Origin of the sequence: Streptomyces sp. NBC_00483 (genome assembly GCF_036013745.1) — a bacterium.
Classification (GTDB): Bacteria; Actinomycetota; Actinomycetes; order Streptomycetales; family Streptomycetaceae; genus Streptomyces.
In genome coordinates, this window is the sequence record NZ_CP107880.1 from 520042 (window position 1) to 535776 (window position 15735).

General features: G+C 71.0%; 14 protein-coding genes. 3 read left to right on the top strand and 11 right to left on the bottom strand.

Annotated features, from left to right (window positions below; all coding sequences use genetic code 11):
• Positions 1–31: 31 nt before the first annotated feature.
• Complete coding sequence (locus OHA73_RS02490) at positions 32–559, bottom strand: transglycosylase SLT domain-containing protein (RefSeq protein WP_267072335.1); 528 nt, start codon at positions 557–559, stop codon at positions 32–34.
• 532 nt (positions 560–1091) lie between these two features.
• On the opposite strand from OHA73_RS02490, the gene OHA73_RS02495 reads away from it, so the two are divergent.
• Together OHA73_RS02495 and OHA73_RS02500 are read left to right on the top strand one after the other, a co-directional pair.
• Positions 1092–2495: an FG-GAP-like repeat-containing protein gene (locus OHA73_RS02495; RefSeq protein ID WP_327654005.1), complete on the top strand. Its 1404-nt coding sequence runs from the start codon at positions 1092–1094 to the stop codon at positions 2493–2495.
• Positions 2496–2630: 135 nt separating this feature from the next.
• Positions 2631–3320 carry an HAD family hydrolase gene (locus OHA73_RS02500; protein ID WP_267072334.1) on the top strand — a complete coding sequence of 230 codons (690 nt, stop codon included), beginning with the start codon at positions 2631–2633 and terminating at the stop codon, positions 3318–3320.
• Positions 3321–3348: 28 nt separating this feature from the next.
• On the opposite strand, the gene OHA73_RS02505 is transcribed toward OHA73_RS02500, so the two are convergent.
• The 10 genes from OHA73_RS02505 to hutH form a co-directional block, all read right to left on the bottom strand.
• On the bottom strand, positions 3349–4599 hold the full coding sequence (locus OHA73_RS02505; RefSeq protein WP_327654006.1) for a multidrug effflux MFS transporter: 1251 nt from the start codon (positions 4597–4599) through the stop codon (positions 3349–3351).
• Complete coding sequence (locus OHA73_RS02510) at positions 4596–5108, bottom strand: MarR family winged helix-turn-helix transcriptional regulator (RefSeq protein ID WP_267072332.1); 513 nt, start codon at positions 5106–5108, stop codon at positions 4596–4598. The genes OHA73_RS02505 and OHA73_RS02510 overlap by 4 nt, the downstream gene beginning before the upstream one ends.
• A 77-nt stretch (positions 5109–5185) precedes the next feature.
• Complete coding sequence (locus OHA73_RS02515) at positions 5186–6544, bottom strand: aspartate aminotransferase family protein (protein ID WP_267072331.1); 1359 nt, start codon at positions 6542–6544, stop codon at positions 5186–5188.
• Positions 6531–7712, bottom strand: a complete 1182-nt coding sequence (locus tag OHA73_RS02520; RefSeq protein ID WP_267072330.1) for a phosphotransferase — start codon at positions 7710–7712, stop codon at positions 6531–6533. Before OHA73_RS02520 ends, OHA73_RS02515 begins: the two co-directional genes overlap by 14 nt.
• 190 nt (positions 7713–7902) lie before the next feature.
• On the bottom strand, positions 7903–8853 hold the full coding sequence (locus OHA73_RS02525; RefSeq protein ID WP_267073025.1) for an SDR family NAD(P)-dependent oxidoreductase: 951 nt from the start codon (positions 8851–8853) through the stop codon (positions 7903–7905).
• 184 nt (positions 8854–9037) lie between these two features.
• Positions 9038–10471 carry an amino acid permease gene (locus tag OHA73_RS02530; RefSeq protein ID WP_267072328.1) on the bottom strand — a complete coding sequence of 478 codons (1434 nt, stop codon included), beginning with the start codon at positions 10469–10471 and terminating at the stop codon, positions 9038–9040.
• A 291-nt stretch (positions 10472–10762) separates the two neighbouring features.
• Positions 10763–11539 (bottom strand): histidine utilization repressor, encoded by a 777-nt coding sequence (gene hutC, locus OHA73_RS02535; protein ID WP_267072327.1) that lies wholly within the window; start codon positions 11537–11539, stop codon positions 10763–10765.
• A gap of 88 nt (positions 11540–11627) precedes the next feature.
• Positions 11628–12488, bottom strand: a complete 861-nt coding sequence (locus OHA73_RS02540) for an alpha/beta fold hydrolase (RefSeq protein ID WP_267073024.1) — start codon at positions 12486–12488, stop codon at positions 11628–11630.
• Between the two features lie 58 nt (positions 12489–12546).
• Positions 12547–13116, bottom strand: a complete 570-nt coding sequence (locus OHA73_RS02545) for a HutD/Ves family protein (protein ID WP_267072326.1) — start codon at positions 13114–13116, stop codon at positions 12547–12549.
• A gap of 160 nt (positions 13117–13276) precedes the next feature.
• Positions 13277–14812, bottom strand: a complete 1536-nt coding sequence (gene hutH / locus OHA73_RS02550; protein ID WP_267072325.1) for a histidine ammonia-lyase — start codon at positions 14810–14812, stop codon at positions 13277–13279.
• Positions 14813–14940: 128 nt separating this feature from the next.
• Here hutH and OHA73_RS02555 point away from each other — a divergent pair, with 128 nt between their 5' ends.
• Positions 14941–15726 (top strand): IclR family transcriptional regulator, encoded by a 786-nt coding sequence (locus tag OHA73_RS02555; RefSeq protein WP_266717779.1) that lies wholly within the window; start codon positions 14941–14943, stop codon positions 15724–15726.
• Positions 15727–15735 lie beyond the last annotated feature (9 nt).

Consider the following 15735-nt stretch of genomic DNA (forward strand, 5'->3'; position numbering starts at 1 on the left):
ACGTACTGCTCGGTGCTGGCCGTCCGGCGGCTCAGTACGCCGAGTCGACGTTGTCGATGGAGCCGTAGCGGTCGGCGGCGTAATTCGCGGCCGCGGTGATGTTGGCGACCGGGTCCGTCAGATCGTTCGCCGTGCCGGAGACGTGGTACGTGTCGAAGGTGGGCTGGATCACCTGGAGCAGGCCCTTGGACGGGGTGCCGTTCTGGGCGTTGACGTCCCAGCCGTTCTCGGCGTTCGGGTTGCCGGCGGACTCGCGCATGATGTTGCGGTGCAGGCCCTCGTACGTGCCGGGGATGCCCTTCGACTTCATGATGTCGAGGGACTCACGGATCCAGCCGTCGAGGTTGTTGGAGTAGGTCTTGGCGGACGCCGCGGTCTTCGTGGACGTGGCGGCCGTGGCGGTCTTGGCGGCCGTGCCGGTGTGCTCGGCGGCGTGCGCCTGCGTGGGGACCAGGGTGAGGGCCGCGGCGATCGCGCCGGCCGCGGCGATGCCGGAGACGGAGATCTTGCGGGTACGGGCGGTGCGGTCGGCGTTCGCCGGCGTCTGGACAAACTGCATGAGGGGTGACTCTCCATCGGTTCTACGGGGGACGGCACGGAGTGCGTCGTGAGCGGATGTCCGGTGCCGGTGCTTTCCGGAGGCTTCCGGCTGGTCCCGGCTACTCGGAACTCAGTCAGGGTTAGCGGCGCGCGACGGCGGGACGCAAAGATGTGACGTACTACCCGGGTACGAAGAACCGGCGGATCGGGCACTTCGGACAGGCTCCGGAGGGGACGCCCGCGGCGACTCTCCCGGTCGGCCGCGGCTACTACCGCGCCTAGCATGTGCCGTGGCTCATATGGGTGGGCTCACAGCCGGAGGGGTCCGCGAGGGGTTTGACCGGCTTCGCCGGAAGAGCGATTCCCGGCCGTTCACATCTCCTCCACCCCGGCGTGGGCAACCGGTCACCTGCCCCAGAGGTCTGCTGTGATGTCGATGCGCCGGACTCCGCAAGGGATCCGCTCGGGAATCCCTTCGGAAATCCCCGCGCACCGGCAGCTCAGCCACAGGACAACCGGGAGTGTGTGTGAACGGCATGAGACGGCAACGGATGCTCGCAGCGTGCGCGACGGCGCTGGCGGTGACGGGAGGCGCGCTGCTGGTGGGGCCCGCGCAGGCGCAGGCCGAGCCCCGGGCCGCGGGCTCCCCCGCGGGTGACTTCGACGGCGACGGCTTCGGCGACCTCGCGGTCGGGGCGCCGGAGGGGACGATCGCCGGGTTCGCGAAGGCCGGCTACGTCTCGGTGGCGTACGGCACCGCACAGGGCGTGCGCACCACCCGCCACAAGGGCATCACCCAGCGCACCGCGGGCATCCCCGGCACCCCGGAGGCAGGTGACCGGTTCGGTTCGGCGACGGCCGTCGGGGACGTGGACGGCGACGGGTACGCGGATCTGGTCATCGGAGCCGGCGGGGAGGCCATCGGCTCCGTCAAGGGGGCCGGTTCGGTCACCGTCGTCTTCGGCGCGAAGGGCGGGCTGAGCGCGGACGCGATCGCCTTCCACGCCCCGACACCGACGGCCCGTCAGGCCTTCGGCGACAAGCTGGCCGTCGGCGACTTCGACCACGACGGGCGCGCCGACATCGCGGTCGCGGCCGGGACGAAGGTGCAGGTGGTGAAGGGGGCCGCCCATCTCCGCGACACCCCGAAGCCGGCCATGAAGGCCCTCACGCCTCCCGGCGGCGGTGCCGGGACCGGACAGATCGCGTCGGCCGACGTCAACGGCGACGGCTACACCGACCTCGCCACCGTCGCCTACGAAGACGACGCGGCGGACGAGGGCACCCTCGGCGTTCTGGCCGGGTCGGCCACGGGCCTCACGGGCACGACACTGGGCAAGACCGGCCTGCCGTTCGCGGGCTACAGCATCGTCGCCGGTGACGTCACCGGCGACGGCAAGGACGACATCGTCGTGGACACCAGCTTCTCGGACGGCCCGGACGACTTCCTCATGCGCATGTTCCCGGGCACCGCTTCGGGGATGGGCGCGGGTGTCGCCTACGAGGGTGCGGCGCAGCCCGGCCGGGCCGGCGTCCTCGCCGACCTCGACGGCGACGGCCACGCCGACCTCGTCACCGCCGACACCACCGCCACGGACCCGGACGGGTTCAACAACGCGGGGGCGGTGACGGTCGTGCCGGGCGCGGATTCCGGCCTCGACGCGCAGGGCGCGCACACCATCACCCTGGCCACGCCCGGCGTGGTCGGCTCCAGCGAGGGCAACGACCTCTTCGGCTCGGCGGTGGCCGCCGGCGACTACGACGCGGACGGCACGGCCGACCTCACCGTCGGCGCACCCGGCAAGTACCTCGGCACCGGCGCGGTCAGCGTCATCCCCGGCTCGGCGGACGGCCCGACCGGCACGGGTTCGATCCTCTTCACCCCGCAGGACCTGGACCACCCGACGACCAAGGCCCGCTTCGGCTCGTCCCTGGGCGCAACGACCCGCCACTGACGCCACGAGGGTTCGGGGGGGGGCGCTACCCACTGGGCGCACGGCCGCCCAAGCCCCCCGGGCCTTCGTCGGTCCGACCTGGTATCGCGCTCGAAGGCGGTAGACCAGCGGTCACCCGCTCACCAGACTGGGCGGGTGACGACACCACCAGGTTCTCCCGACACACTCCAGGCCGTTCTCCTCGACTCCGGCGGCGTGCTCATGCAGCCGATCGGTGGCCGCTGGAACCCGCGAGCGGACTTCGAGCAGACGGTCCTGGCCCACGCCCCCTCGATCACGCCGCAGCAGTTCACCGCGGCCATCAGCGCGGGCGACCGCTTCTTCGCCGCCTCGTCATCGACGCCCGACTACGAGGACTACCACCGGCTGATGCTCCACCACCTCGGTGTGAAGCCGACCTCGCGGCTCTTGGCCGACTTGCGCCGCGAGGTGCCACCGTCCGTGTTCCTGGAGACGTACCCGGACGTCGAGGAGACCCTGGAGGAGCTGAGCCGGCGGGGCGTACGGATGGCCGTGGTCTCGGATGCCTGGCCCGGTTTGCCCGACCTCCACGCCGGACTCGGGATCGACCGGTTCTTCGAGGCGTACGCGATCTCCGCCGTCCTCGGCTGCAACAAGCCGGACCCTCGCATGTACCACCACGCCAGCGCCGCACTGGAACTCGAGCCTTCGCAGTGCCTGTTCGTGGATGACGATCCGGACCTGGTCGCCGCGGCCATCGAACTCGGCTACGCAGGACGTGCGTTGTGCCGTGACACGGCCGCATCGAACGTATCGGACGTGCCTTCCATCGCCTCACTGACCGAACTCCTGCAATTCTTCTGATGGCGCACGCACACGGGTCGCCTGCGGGTCACTCGCCGGCCCGCACCGCAGCACCCTGCCGACGACACAGCACAGCCCCCACCGTCGTCAGTGCCAGAAAGGCGCCCATCACCAATGCCATGGGGGCGGCGCTCCGTGTGCCGAACAAGCCGACCAGCGGCGATGCCGCGGCACCGAACGCGAACTGCGCCGCACCGAGGAGCGCCGACATTGCGCCCGGCGCCTCCCGCCCTCGGCTCTGCCCCACTGTGGTCAGCGCGGGGAAAAGGAATCCGAAAGACGCCACCGACACCAGCAGGCACAGCCAGATCGGCCACAGGCCGACGCCCACCGTTCCGGCGAGCAACAGCAGTACGACCTGACCTGCCAGGCCGACTGCCGCGCCCGCCACCATCAGCGATTCCGGGGCGAATCGACGGGCCAGTCGCCCGTAGAGCAGCGAGGCTCCCAGGTTCCCGAGCGCGTTCACCCCGTACACGATGCTGCTCACCGCGGGCGACAGCCGCAGCAGGTCGTGCAGCACGAACGTGGCCCCTGCCACGTAGGCGAAGACCGCCGCGCCCATGCAGCCCATGGTCAACACCGGTGCCAGCACAGTGGGTCGCGCCACGAGGCGCCCCGTCGCGCGCAGAGCCCCGCCGGCCCCGCCCCCGATGCGTCGCTGCGGCGGCAGGGACTCGGGGACGCCGCGCGCCAGCCCCACCACCAAGACGGCACCGACGAAAGCGAGCGCCACGAACACGTACCGCCACGGCGCCAACGCCAACAGCGCCCCGCCCAACACTGGAGCGAGCACAGGCCCCAGCGCGCCGACCCCCGCCAACGTCCCGTACACGCGGGCGAGTTCGACCCCGTGGAACAGGTCGACGACGACAGCCCGCCCCACCACCAGGCCCGCGGCCCCCGACACACCCTGCCCGAAACGGAGCACCGTCATCGCTTCGATCGTCGGCGCGAACGCGCACCCCAATCCGAACAGGGCGAACACCGAGGTACCCAGCAGCAGAACGGGCCTGCGCCCCACCATGTCGCTCAGCGGCCCCAGGACGAGCTGCCCGACGATGACGCCGAGCAGGAACGCGGTGAGTGTCACCTGCGTCCCCGCGCTGCTCGTGTCCAACGACCGTGCCATGTCCGGAAGTCCGGGGACATACATGTCCGTGGCCAGCGGACTGGCCGCCCCCAGCCCGGCCAGCACCGCCAAGAGCAGCACCCGTGAGCCGTCACCGGCCCCCGTCCCGACCTTCCGTCGGATCGCTCGCGCCCGATCGGCGATCACCGCGGCCGCCCCCGCGTGTCCGAGCGCCGCGTCTCGTCGCCGGATTCGTCTCCGCTCTCCAACTCCACGTCGATGAGTGCCAGTTGCTCCATCAGCTCACCGGCCAGTCGCAACAGTCCACGCTCGGCCGGCGAAAGGCTTCGCGCCAGCGCGGAGGCCAACCAGGCGTTGCCGTCACGGACGTGCTCCCGCAGCGCCTCCACGCCCACCTCGGTGACCACGATGTCCTGACGCCGCTTGTCGACGGCGCTCCGACTGCGCGTCACTCTCCCCTGCCGCTCCAGCTCCTGCACCACGCGGGTCAGCGACTGCGCCTGGACCCCCTCGATGGACGCCAACTCACTGATGGCCAGCGGGCCCCGGTGCTTGAGGTTCGCCAGCACCGAGGCCGACAGCCGGGTCAACGGCTCGGCGCTTCCCAGGTGTTCCGCCCTTAGCCGGGACGCCAGGCGTGAGACGCCCCAGCGCAGTTGCTCAGCGGTGGCCAGGTCCTCGTCGTTCGCAACCATGAAACCAAGCTAGGGCTTCTCACTTCAGGAGAGAAGACCGCGTGCGGACTCAGAAATACCAAGCCAATGCGTCCTACTCAATGCCTCGCGCCGAGGACCTCGTCCAGGACGCTCAGCAAATGGTCCGCATCGTTCGTGTCGAAGACCAGTGGTGGACGGATCTTCAGGACGTTGCCGTGCGTTCCCGTCGCCGAGATCAGGACCCTGCGTTCGCGCAGGCCGTTGACCACCGCGGTGGTCAGGTCCGGGTCCGGGGTCCTGATGTCGCGGTCGGTGACGAGTTCCACGCCCACGTACAGGCCCGCCCCGCGGACGTCCCCGATGGCCGGGTGGCGTTCGCTCAGGTCGTCGAGGCCCGCGCGCAGGACTTCGCCGACCCTGCGGGAGTTGTCGAGCAGGTTCTCGTCACGGATGACGTCGAAGGTCGCCTGGGCCGCGGCGATGGCGACCGTATTGCCGCCGAAAGTGTTGAAGTACCGCATGTCGTGGCCGAATTCGGCGACGGCGTCATGGGTGACGGCGAGGCCCGCGACGGGGTAGCCGTTACCCATGGGCTTGCCCATCGTGACGATGTCGGGGTGCACGTCGTGGCGCTGGTAGCCCCACATCCGCTCCCCCGAGCGCGCGAACCCGCACTGCACCTCGTCGGCGATGAACAGCCCGCCGGCCTCCTGCACCGCCTTGACGGCCGGGCCGAGGAGGTCCGTCGGGTGGGCGTACAGGCCGTCGGAGCTGAAGAGGGAGTCGACGACGAACGCGGCCACGCCCACTCCGTGGCGTTCGAGCTCGCGTATCTGCTCGCGCACATGGTCGGCGAACCATTCCGCCATGCCCTCCCGGGGAATGCGGTACGAGTCCGGGCTCGGCACGCGGCGCACCCAGGTGCCCAGCACGGCGTTCTCCCCCATGGCCGGCGAGATCCCCGCCACCTGGTCGGAATTGCCGTGGTACGCCTCGGAGGTGATGATGACGCCCTGGTTGCCGGTGCGGTACTTGGCGATGCGCAGCGCGAGGTCGTTGGCCTCCGAGCCGGTGCAGGTGAACATCGCGTGGCCGTCCGCGACCGGCCCGGTGAGGGTGGCCAGCAGATCCTCGGCGTAGTCCAGGACGCCTTCCTGGAGGTAGCGGGTGTGGGTGCACAGCGTCTGCATCTGCTGGTGCACGGCCTCGACGACGTGCGGGTGGGCGTGCCCGACGGAGACCACGTTGTTGTAGGCGTCGAGGTACTCGTTCCCCTCGTCGTCCCACAGCCGACAGCCTTTGGCGCGCACGATGTGCAGTGGTTGCTGGTAGAAGAGGCGGTAGGCGGGTCCCAGCAACTTCTCGCGACGTTCGATCAGTTGGCGGGAGGACTGGGACAGTCCCTCCGCCGCGTTCGGGTCGAACGCGTTGTTCATCTTTCCGCGGGCCTTGGTCCTGGTCTCAGGGGTGCTCATGCTCGTCCTTGGTGTGTGCGACGGGCCGGTCGTCCGCCGGCTGCTCGGTCAGAGGAACGTCGAGGAACGTCGAGGAGATCTCGTCGGGCGTACGGTCGAGGAACCACGCCAACTGACCCCATCCCGGCGCGGTGTTGCGCAGGATGTACGTGGTGTTCCCGGGGATCAGTGACGCGCGGTGCAGGGTGATGAGCGCCCGGGCAACCACTCGACCCATGACGAGGTGCGGGAGCAGCGCCAGTTCGGCCTCGGTGAGGTCGGCCGAACGCAGGTATCCGCGCAGCACGTCGCGGGCCTCGGCGAACAGGTCCGGCACCGGTCGCGACGCGGCGTCCCGTGGCAGTTGATTGAGCAGTGCGGTGGCGACATCCACCGCGATCGCGGTGCGCACGGCGTCGCCGAAGTCGATGACACCGGTGATGAATTCGGCGGTGTCGTGGTCGACGAGGAGGTTGGACGTGCTGAAGTCGTTGTGCAGCACCTGGTAGCGCAGGGCCGGCAGTTGGGGCACAACCACGTCCACGTAGCGGTCCAACCCCTGGACCAGGGCCCGGCGTTGCCCGGCGTCCGGGACTTCGTCGAGCAGTGGGTGCAGCGCCGGGAGGTGGCGGACGTCCCAGGCGCACACCCTGTCGTCCGCCGGGTGCCGGAAGTCGGCAGTGGCGTGCCGCAGTTGGGCCAGCATCTCCCCCACGCGTTCCCGTTCCGGCGCGGACGTCGCCCCGGCCGTGTCGAGCGGTGTGCCCACGGCGTAGGTCATGACGCGTGCCAGGCGGTGCCGACCCGCCCCGTCCCTCACCGGTTCGAGCAACCGGCCGTCGGCAGAGGGCAGCAGCTCGGGGACCGGCACTCCGTACCCAGACTCGTGCACGTGCCGCATCAGCTCGGTCTCGAAGGCGACTTCGTCGTCGTCCTCGTCCGGGTGGGAGACCTTGACGACGAACCGGCCGCCATCTGAGGTGTCGAGCCGGAACGTGTCGTCCTTCTCGGTCGCCAGCCGGGTCGCCGCGACGGCATCCAGGGACCACCGCGCGCGGGCCAGGGCGATCGCCTCGGCCTCGTCCATGACCGCGTGGGCCGCGGCCAGCCGTCCGCTCCCGAGGCCGAGTTGGCCGAGCGTCACGCCAGGTTCCACACCCTCGACCTGCCGGGCAACAGCGTCCGTCATGCCACCGTCCTCCCCCGGCGCGCCGGTCACCGGTGATGTCCGTAACGACGTACTCGACGTTGGTGCGCTCCTCGTACCGCTCTTACTCCTCGTACTCCTCGTACTCCTCGAAGGAATACGCCGACACGCCCTCGCCAAAACCTGAGCCAGGCAACCGCCTTGGGACAGGCCCTTGCTCGCGGCTCCGCGTCTACCGGAAGCCGAGGTCCGGATCGGTGCCGGTCAACTCTCCGCTGGCGGCCCACAGGCGAGCGGCCACGTCCGCGTCGGCCATGTGCGCGGGGACGGGCTCACTCCGCGGTGTGCCGCGCAGTCCGAAGACGCGCGGCCCCCACAGCTGTCCTCCCTGCACCTCCGGGTCGAGGACAGCCCGTACGACGGGCTGCGCTCCGGCCTCCTTGCCCTGCACCAGGAGCGCCGCGGGCAGGGCGCGCAGTCGCTGGCCAGTCGTGGTCACGGACACCGGTGGACGGGACGGCGTGAGGGAGTCCAGCGCCCCGCCGGGGTGGGCCACCACGCTGAGCGCCGTGCTGTTGATGGCACGCAGCCTGCGATCGAGCTCGAAACCGAAAGACATCTGCGCGAGCTTCGAGCGGCCGTAGGTGCGCTTGGGCAGGTACTCGTGGGTCGATTGCAGATCGCCGAGGTCCAGCCGTTCGGAGCGCGCCGCGAAGCTTCCCACCGTCACGACGCGGCCCGCGGGCGCCGCGGAGAGCAGCGGGGCCAGCCACTGGGTCAGTGCGAAGTGGCCGAGGTGGTTGGTGCCGAACATGAGCTCGTGGCCGTCGCCGGTCTCCCGCCGGGGCGGGTCGTCGAGCGCGACCCCGGCGTTGTGGACCACCGCGTCGAGACGGTCGAGTTCCAGCCTGCCCACGGCCGCCTTCAGGGACGTCAGGTCGGCGAGGTCCAGCGGAAGGTGGCTCACGTGCGCTTCGGGGACGCGCGAGCGGATCGAGGCCATGGCGGCGTCGGCCTTGGCGCGGTCCCGGCTGCCGAGGACGACGTGGGCGCCGGTGGCGGCGAGTTGCTCCGAGGTGAAATAGCCGATCCCGGCGTTTCCCCCGGTGACCAGGAAGGTGCTGCCCGAGGCGGCGGGCAGCCGGTGAACGTCCCACGGTCGGTGCTGGGATGCGGAAGACACGGTGTCGGGCTCCTTGCGGTCCGGGGCGGCGTGCTCATGGGAAGCACTCATGTACCCAGCATGCCTGGCGCTACCGACATATCGCCGACAGGTCTCCGACACACTGCGGCCCGGACTGCGACGGCAGGTGCACGGCAGGTGCACGGTCGACGTCCCAGTCCGGGCCGCTGGAGTTCCCGGCAGGTCAGCCCGAGACTTCGGCCCGCTCCTGCGAGGTCGTACCGGCCTCGGCCCCGGCCGGTACGGACTGCGGGTCCGTACCGGTCCGATGGCGCACCCACAGGACGTAGACCACGGTGAGCAGCACCAGCCAGACCGCGCCGACCTCGAGCGCCACGCGCGTGCTCTCGTGGAAGCCGAGCAGGACCAGCACGGCGACCATGAACAGGAGCGTGATGATCTGGCCGTAGGGCCAGAACGGGGCCGGGAACTTCAGGGCCGCGGACTCCTCGGCCGACATCGAGCTGCGGGCCTTCATGTGGGTGAGCACGATCATCACCCAGACGAAGACGGTGGCGAACGTGGCGATCGAGGAGATGATCAGGAAGATCTCGCCGGGGACGACGGCGTTCATCACGACGCCGAAGAGCAGGGCGCCGATCATGACGAGGGTGGTCACCCACGGCACGCCGTTGCCGGTCGTCCGACGCATGGCGGCGGGGCCGTGGCCGCGCTCGGCGAGACCGTACATCGTGCGGCCCGCGGCGAAGATGTCGCTGTTGATGGCCGACAGGGCGGCGGTCAGGACGACCACGTTGAGGACGGCGGCCGCGGACTTGAGGCCGACCCCGGCGAAGATCTGCACGAACGGGCTGCCCGAGTCGTCGATCTGCTGCCAGGGAGTGATCGACATGATCACGGCGAGGGTCAGGACGTAGAACAGGATGATGCGCAGCGGGATGGAGTTGACCGCGCCCGGGATCGTCTTCTCCGGGGACTGCGCCTCGCCCGCCGTGACACCGATGATCTCGGTGCCGCCGAAGGCGAACATGACGATGGCGAAGGAGATCACGAAGCCGTCGATGCCGCCCGCGAAGAAGCCTCCGTGGCTCCAGAGGTTGTCCAGGCCGACGTGGACGTGGCCGCTGCCGAGGCCGAAGGCGATGACCGCGACACCGACGAGGATCATCGCGACGATGGCGACGATCTTCACGAGGGAGAGCCAGAACTCCAGCTCGCCGAAGACCTTGACGCTGACGAGGTTGAGCGCGCCAACGATGACGACGGCGGCCAGCACCCAGATCCAGCGGGGCACGTCGGGAAACCAGAAGCCCATGTAGACGCCGATGGCGGTGACATCGGCGACGGCCACGATGACCATCTCGAAGGCGTACGTCCAGCCGGTGAGGAAGCCGGCCAGCGGTCCGAGGTGCCGGTTCGCGTACTCGCCGAAGGAGCCGGCGGTGGGCGAAGCCACGGCCATCTCACCCAGGGACCTGAGGACGAGGAAGACGGCGGCGCCGCCGATCAGATAGGCGAGCAGGACGGCCGGGCCGCCCGCCTGTATGGACTCGGAGGAGCCGTAGAACAGCCCCGTGCCGATCGCGGAGCCCAGCGCGATGAAGCGGATGTGCCGCGAGTTGAGCCCACGGCTCAGGCCGGCCTTTTCGGTACGCAAACGAGTGTCTCCCTCTTCGGGGTGGGGCCGGCGGACGGACTGCGGGACCTGCGGTCCGGGCCCCGATGACGCGAACGCCAGCCTGTATATGCCTGTCTATACAGGTGCGTCAAGAGGTAGTCCGGAGAGTGAGCGCACGAACAGCCCTGAGCGGTCCCGACACACGTCGGGCGCGTCCCTCGCAAGGGGACGCGCCCTGGAGTGCTGCTGTACCTCACCGGCCGACTGGGCCTGGTGCAGGCGCTATTTTAGCCTGTGACCTGGGCGTACCGTGCCCGCCCGCCGACCGCGTCAGTGCGTGGCGAACGCGCCCTCGAGGCGGTAGCGGGTACCGGGGTGGAGCAGCCGCGCGATGCTCACGAGGGCGTCCCTCGACCAGGTGCGGCGCTGGATCAGCAGACACGGCTCGGCCGGGCCCACGTCGAGGATCGCGGCCTCCTCCGGCGAGGCCAGGACCGCCTCCACGATGTGCTCGCCACGGCCGAGCGGCGCGACCTTCGACAGGAACGTGAACGGTGTTTGCAGTGTGAAGTCCTGCTGCAGGTAGCCGGGCGCGAAGGCCGGGTTGACGTACCGGTCCTCCAGTTGGAGCGGCACCCCGTCCTCGTAGTGCACGACCTGTGAGCGGAAGACCGGCTGCCCCTTGCCGAGGCCGAGGTGCGCGCCGGTCCGCTCGTCGGCCTGCTCCTCGCCGAGGGACAGCACGCGGGCCGAGTAGCGGTGGCCGCGGCTCTGCACCTCGTCGGCGATGTTGTGGACCTCCAGGAGCGCGGAGCTGGCCTTGCGCTCGGCGACGAAGCTGCCGACGCCCATGACGCGCCGGATGAGCCCGTCCGCGGCGAGCTCGCGCAGCGCGCGGTTGACGGTCATCCGGGACAGCCCGAGCGCGTCGACGAACTGGCTCTCCGAGGGCAGGGCGTCGTCCTCCTGCCAGTGGCCGTCCCTGATCTGCCGCTCGACGAGCTCCTTGACGCGCTGGTAGGCGGGCACGGCGCTGCGCCCGCCCTCTTCGTACCAACGGGCCAGCTCGGCCTGGTCCACCGTCACATCGCCCACTGTCCTCGCCATCCGCTCCCCCGCTACCGGCCCCTGCTGACTACAGGGAATCCTATGGGGGCGGTGGGGGCGTGACCGGCTGGGACCGACGTCCCCTCGCCTAGACGGACACCGCGCCCCGCACGAATCGCCGAAGGTGTGCGCGCACGGCGTCGGGCCGCTCCAGCCAGGGTTCGTGCCCGGCGCCCTCGATCCGCGTCAGTGGGAGGTCGAGCCGGAGCCCGAGTGCTACGAGGGCCTCGATGGGGCGGGGATCATCGGCGCCGCCGAGGAGTTCCGTGCGCGTCGGCAGGCACGCGCGCAGTTCGTCCAGGCGCGCGTCGAGCGGGTCCGCGCGTCCGTCCGTGCCGAGTTCGGCGTTCATGGCCCAGTTGACGGGGCGACGCCGCCGGGCGTCCTCGGCGGCCCGTTCCCACCCGCGTTCGGGATCGGCGTGGTCGGTGAACCAGGACAGCGTGAGCAGCTCGGCCTCCTGTTCCTCCGTGCGCTCCGGCACCTCTTCCAATGCTTGGCTCCGCGCCTGCTGTGCCGCGGACATCCGGCGGACTCGCTCCGCCCGGTACCCGGTGCGCCAATCACCCACGAACGGCCCGCACATCAGCAGCATCCCGGCCACGCGGTCGGGGTGCGCCAGGCAGAACCTGCTCGCCAGGTCGGTGCCGTAGGAGTGCCCGATCAGGACGGCCCGGGGCGCGTCCCACGTGTCGAGCAGCTCAGCGAGATCGTCGACGTGCCGGGCGAGCGAATGCCGCCCCTGCCACGGGGACCGGCCCGTGCCCCGCTGGTCGTACCGGTACACGGGCGCGAGGTCGCCGAGCATGGCGGCGACTTCGCCCAGATAGTCGGGCAGACCCGGGCCGCCGTGCAGCAGGACGACGGGCGGCTGCCGGGTCCTGTCCCCCAGCGCTGTCCAGCTCAGTTGGGCCTCGTCGGTCATCGACGCGAGGCCGTGCGTCTCCATCAAGGTCACCGCGGAGAACCTACCGATCCCGCTGACGCTCCGCCAAAGGTTAAAGCCCTCAGCGGACCTCGGTGAGGGACACGACCGCCAGCACCCCGTCGACGGCGATGTCGGCCTGGTCCTCGTCGTCCTGGAGCAGGACCGCGTCCAGCCGGTCGAGGCGGACGGAGTCCCGGTCCAGGGTCGCGGTGCCGTCCAGGACGAGCGCCAGGACGCGGGTGCCGGGGGCCGGTTCGAGCCGCGTCGGGCCGCGTTCGATGCGTACGTCGCCCTTCGCGTCGGTGCGGCGGAGCATGACGTTGAAGTCGACCAGGGGACCGCCGAGGAGCCGGCAGTCCGTGGTGGCGTCGCCGGAGAAGGCGAAGGGCGCGTAGCGAGTGTCCACGACGTGCTCCGTGCCGTCGACGGTGAGGGCCATGCCCGGGCCCTCGACGACGGTGATGATCCGGTCGACGCCCTCGAACGCGGAGAAGGGGCCGCTGCCCGCGACGTCGGCGAGGCTGATCCGCCACGCGAAGTCCTCCGTGCCGGACCCCTCGGGGTGGGCCAGGACCTCGGTGGTGACACCTCCGCCGTTCTTCCACGGTGCGGGGGTGCGTTCGTGTGCACGCAGGATCTGGGGTGCCATGAAGGTGAGTTGTCCTTGTCTTCGTACGGGCGGCCGGCCGGGCCAGAGCCTGAGGCCCTTCTGACGGACCCTAGCTCGCCGTACTCGGCGCTCGGGTGGCGGTGGTGTCACACCTCCGGGGTCCCGCGGGACCCCGGAGGTGTGAGGGCGAGCGACCGGGTCAGGACAGGGACCCGGTGACCGACTCGGCGGCGGCCAAGGCGCGGCCGGAGGCGACGTACTGGACGGCCTCCTCGATCTCGGGGGCGAGCCAGCGGTCGGTGCCGGGGCCCTCGACGGTCTTGCGCAGCCCGTCGCGCACGGCCGCGGTGGCCGGGGCGGGGGTGAGCGGGGCGCGCAGGTCCAGGGCGCGGGCGGCGGTGTAGAGCTCGACGGCGAGGACGCGGCCGAGGCCGTCGATGGCGCGGCGCAGCTTGCGGGCGGCCGACCAGCCCATGGACACGTGGTCCTCCTGCATGGCGCTGGAGGGGATCGAGTCGACGGAGGCCGGGGTGGCGAGCCGCTTGAGCTCGGAGACGATCGCGGCCTGCGTGTACTGGGCGATCATGTGGCCGGAGTCGACGCCCGGGTCGTCGGCCAGGAAGGCGTTCAGACCGCGGTTGCGGGCCGGGTCGAGGAAGCGGTCGGTGCGGCGCTCGGAGATCGAGGCGACGTCGGCGACGGTGATGGCGAGGAAGTCGAGCACGGCGGCGACGGGCGCGCCGTGGAAGTTGCCGTTGCTCTCGACGCGGCCGTCGAGGGTGACGACCGGGTTGTCGACGGCGCTGGCGAGCTCGCGGGAGGCGACGAGTTCGGCGTGGCCGAGGGTGTCACGGGCGCTGCCGTGGACCTGCGGGGTGCAGCGCAGCGAGTAGGCGTCCTGCACGTACGTGCAGTCCGGACCCGCGTGGCTGGCGATGATGGCCGAATCGGCAAGCAGGGAGCGCAGGTTGCCCGCGCTGTCGCCCTGGCCCGGGTGCGGGCGCATGGCCTGGAGGTCGGCGGCGAACACGGCGTCGGTGCCGAGCTGGCCCTCGACGCTCATGGCTGCGGAGATGTCGGCGGTGCTCAGCAGGCGGCGCAGGTCGTGGGCGGCGAGGACGAGCATGCCGAGCATGCCGTCGGTGCCGTTGATGAGGGCGAGGCCCTCCTTCTCCTCCAGGACGACCGGGGTGATGCCCGCGGCGGCGAGGGCCTCCCCTGCCGGCTTCTGCTCACCGTCGGCGGTGCGCACGACACCCTCGCCCATGACGGCGAGCGCGCAGTGCGCGAGGGGGGCCAGGTCGCCGGAGCAGCCGAGCGAGCCGTACTCGTGGACGACCGGGGTGATGTCGGCGTTCAGGAGGGCGGCGTACGCCTCGGCGGTCTCGGTGCGCACGCCGGTGCGGCCGGTGGCGAGGGTGGAGAGACGCAGCAGCATGAGGGCGCGCACGACCTCGCGCTCGACCTCCGGTCCCGAGCCCGCCGCGTGGGAACGCACGAGGCTGCGCTGGAGCTGGGCGCGCAGCTCGGTGGGGATGTGACGGGTGGCCAGAGCGCCGAAGCCCGTGGAGACGCCGTAGTGGGGCTTGACGTCGTCGGCGAGGGCCTTGATGACCTCGCGACTGCGGGCGATCTCCTGGAGGGCCTCGGGGGCGAGGCTCACCTGGGCGCCGTGACGGGCAACGGAAACAACTTCGTCGGCTGCGAGGGCGCCGACACCAACAACAACGGTCATGACCCAATGAAGCCGCAGGCAGGCAGGGGTTCGCGAGTCGTGCGACACGTCTAGTGTCTGGGATCCAAGACACTTGATCTGGGATCCCAGACAGATGGTTTGCGACATCTCTGGTCTACGCTCGCCCCATGAGCATCGTCCCGGCCGCCGCCCAGGTCCTGGCGGTCCTGCGCTATCTCGCCCGCCAGGCCGCGCCCGTCCCCGCGGCCGCCATCAGCCGCGACGTGGGGCTGCCGCGCTCGACGACGTACCACCTGCTCGACACCCTGGCGGCGGACGGCTTCGTGGTCCATCTGCCGGAGGAGCGGCGCTACGGACTCGGGGTCAGCGCCTTCGAACTCGCCTCGGGCTACGAGCGCCAGGCCCCGTTCCAGCGCCTGGCCCGGGCGCCGCTCGCCGCGCTCGTCGACCGCACGGGACACAACGCGAACCTCGCCGTGCTGCACGGCCGCGAGGTCATCTACGTCATCGAGGAACGCGCCCCCGGCCGGCCGCCGCTGATCAGCGAGGTCGGCGTCCGGCTTCCCGCCCATCTGACGGCGAGCGGGCGGGCGGTGCTCGCTCTCCTCCCACCCGCGCAGGTACGGGCGCTGTTCCCCGACCGCTCGGCGTTCGTGCAGCGGCACGGAGCGGGTCCGGCGACGCTCACCGCGCTGCGCACCCTGCTCACCCAGGCGCGGCGCCGCGGCTACGCGACGGAGGAGGGCGAGGTCACCCCGGGCCTGTCCTCGGTGGCCGCACCCGTTCTCGACCACCACGCCCACCCGATCGCCGGGATCGCGGTGACGTTCCCCGACGAGACGGTCGACGAGGCGGAGCAGCGGCGGATAGCGGGGCATGTGGCGCAGACGGCACGGGAGTTGACGCGACGAGTGGGCGGGGCGACGCGGGGGCCGGGGACGCCGTCGGCGTAGGGCCGGGGC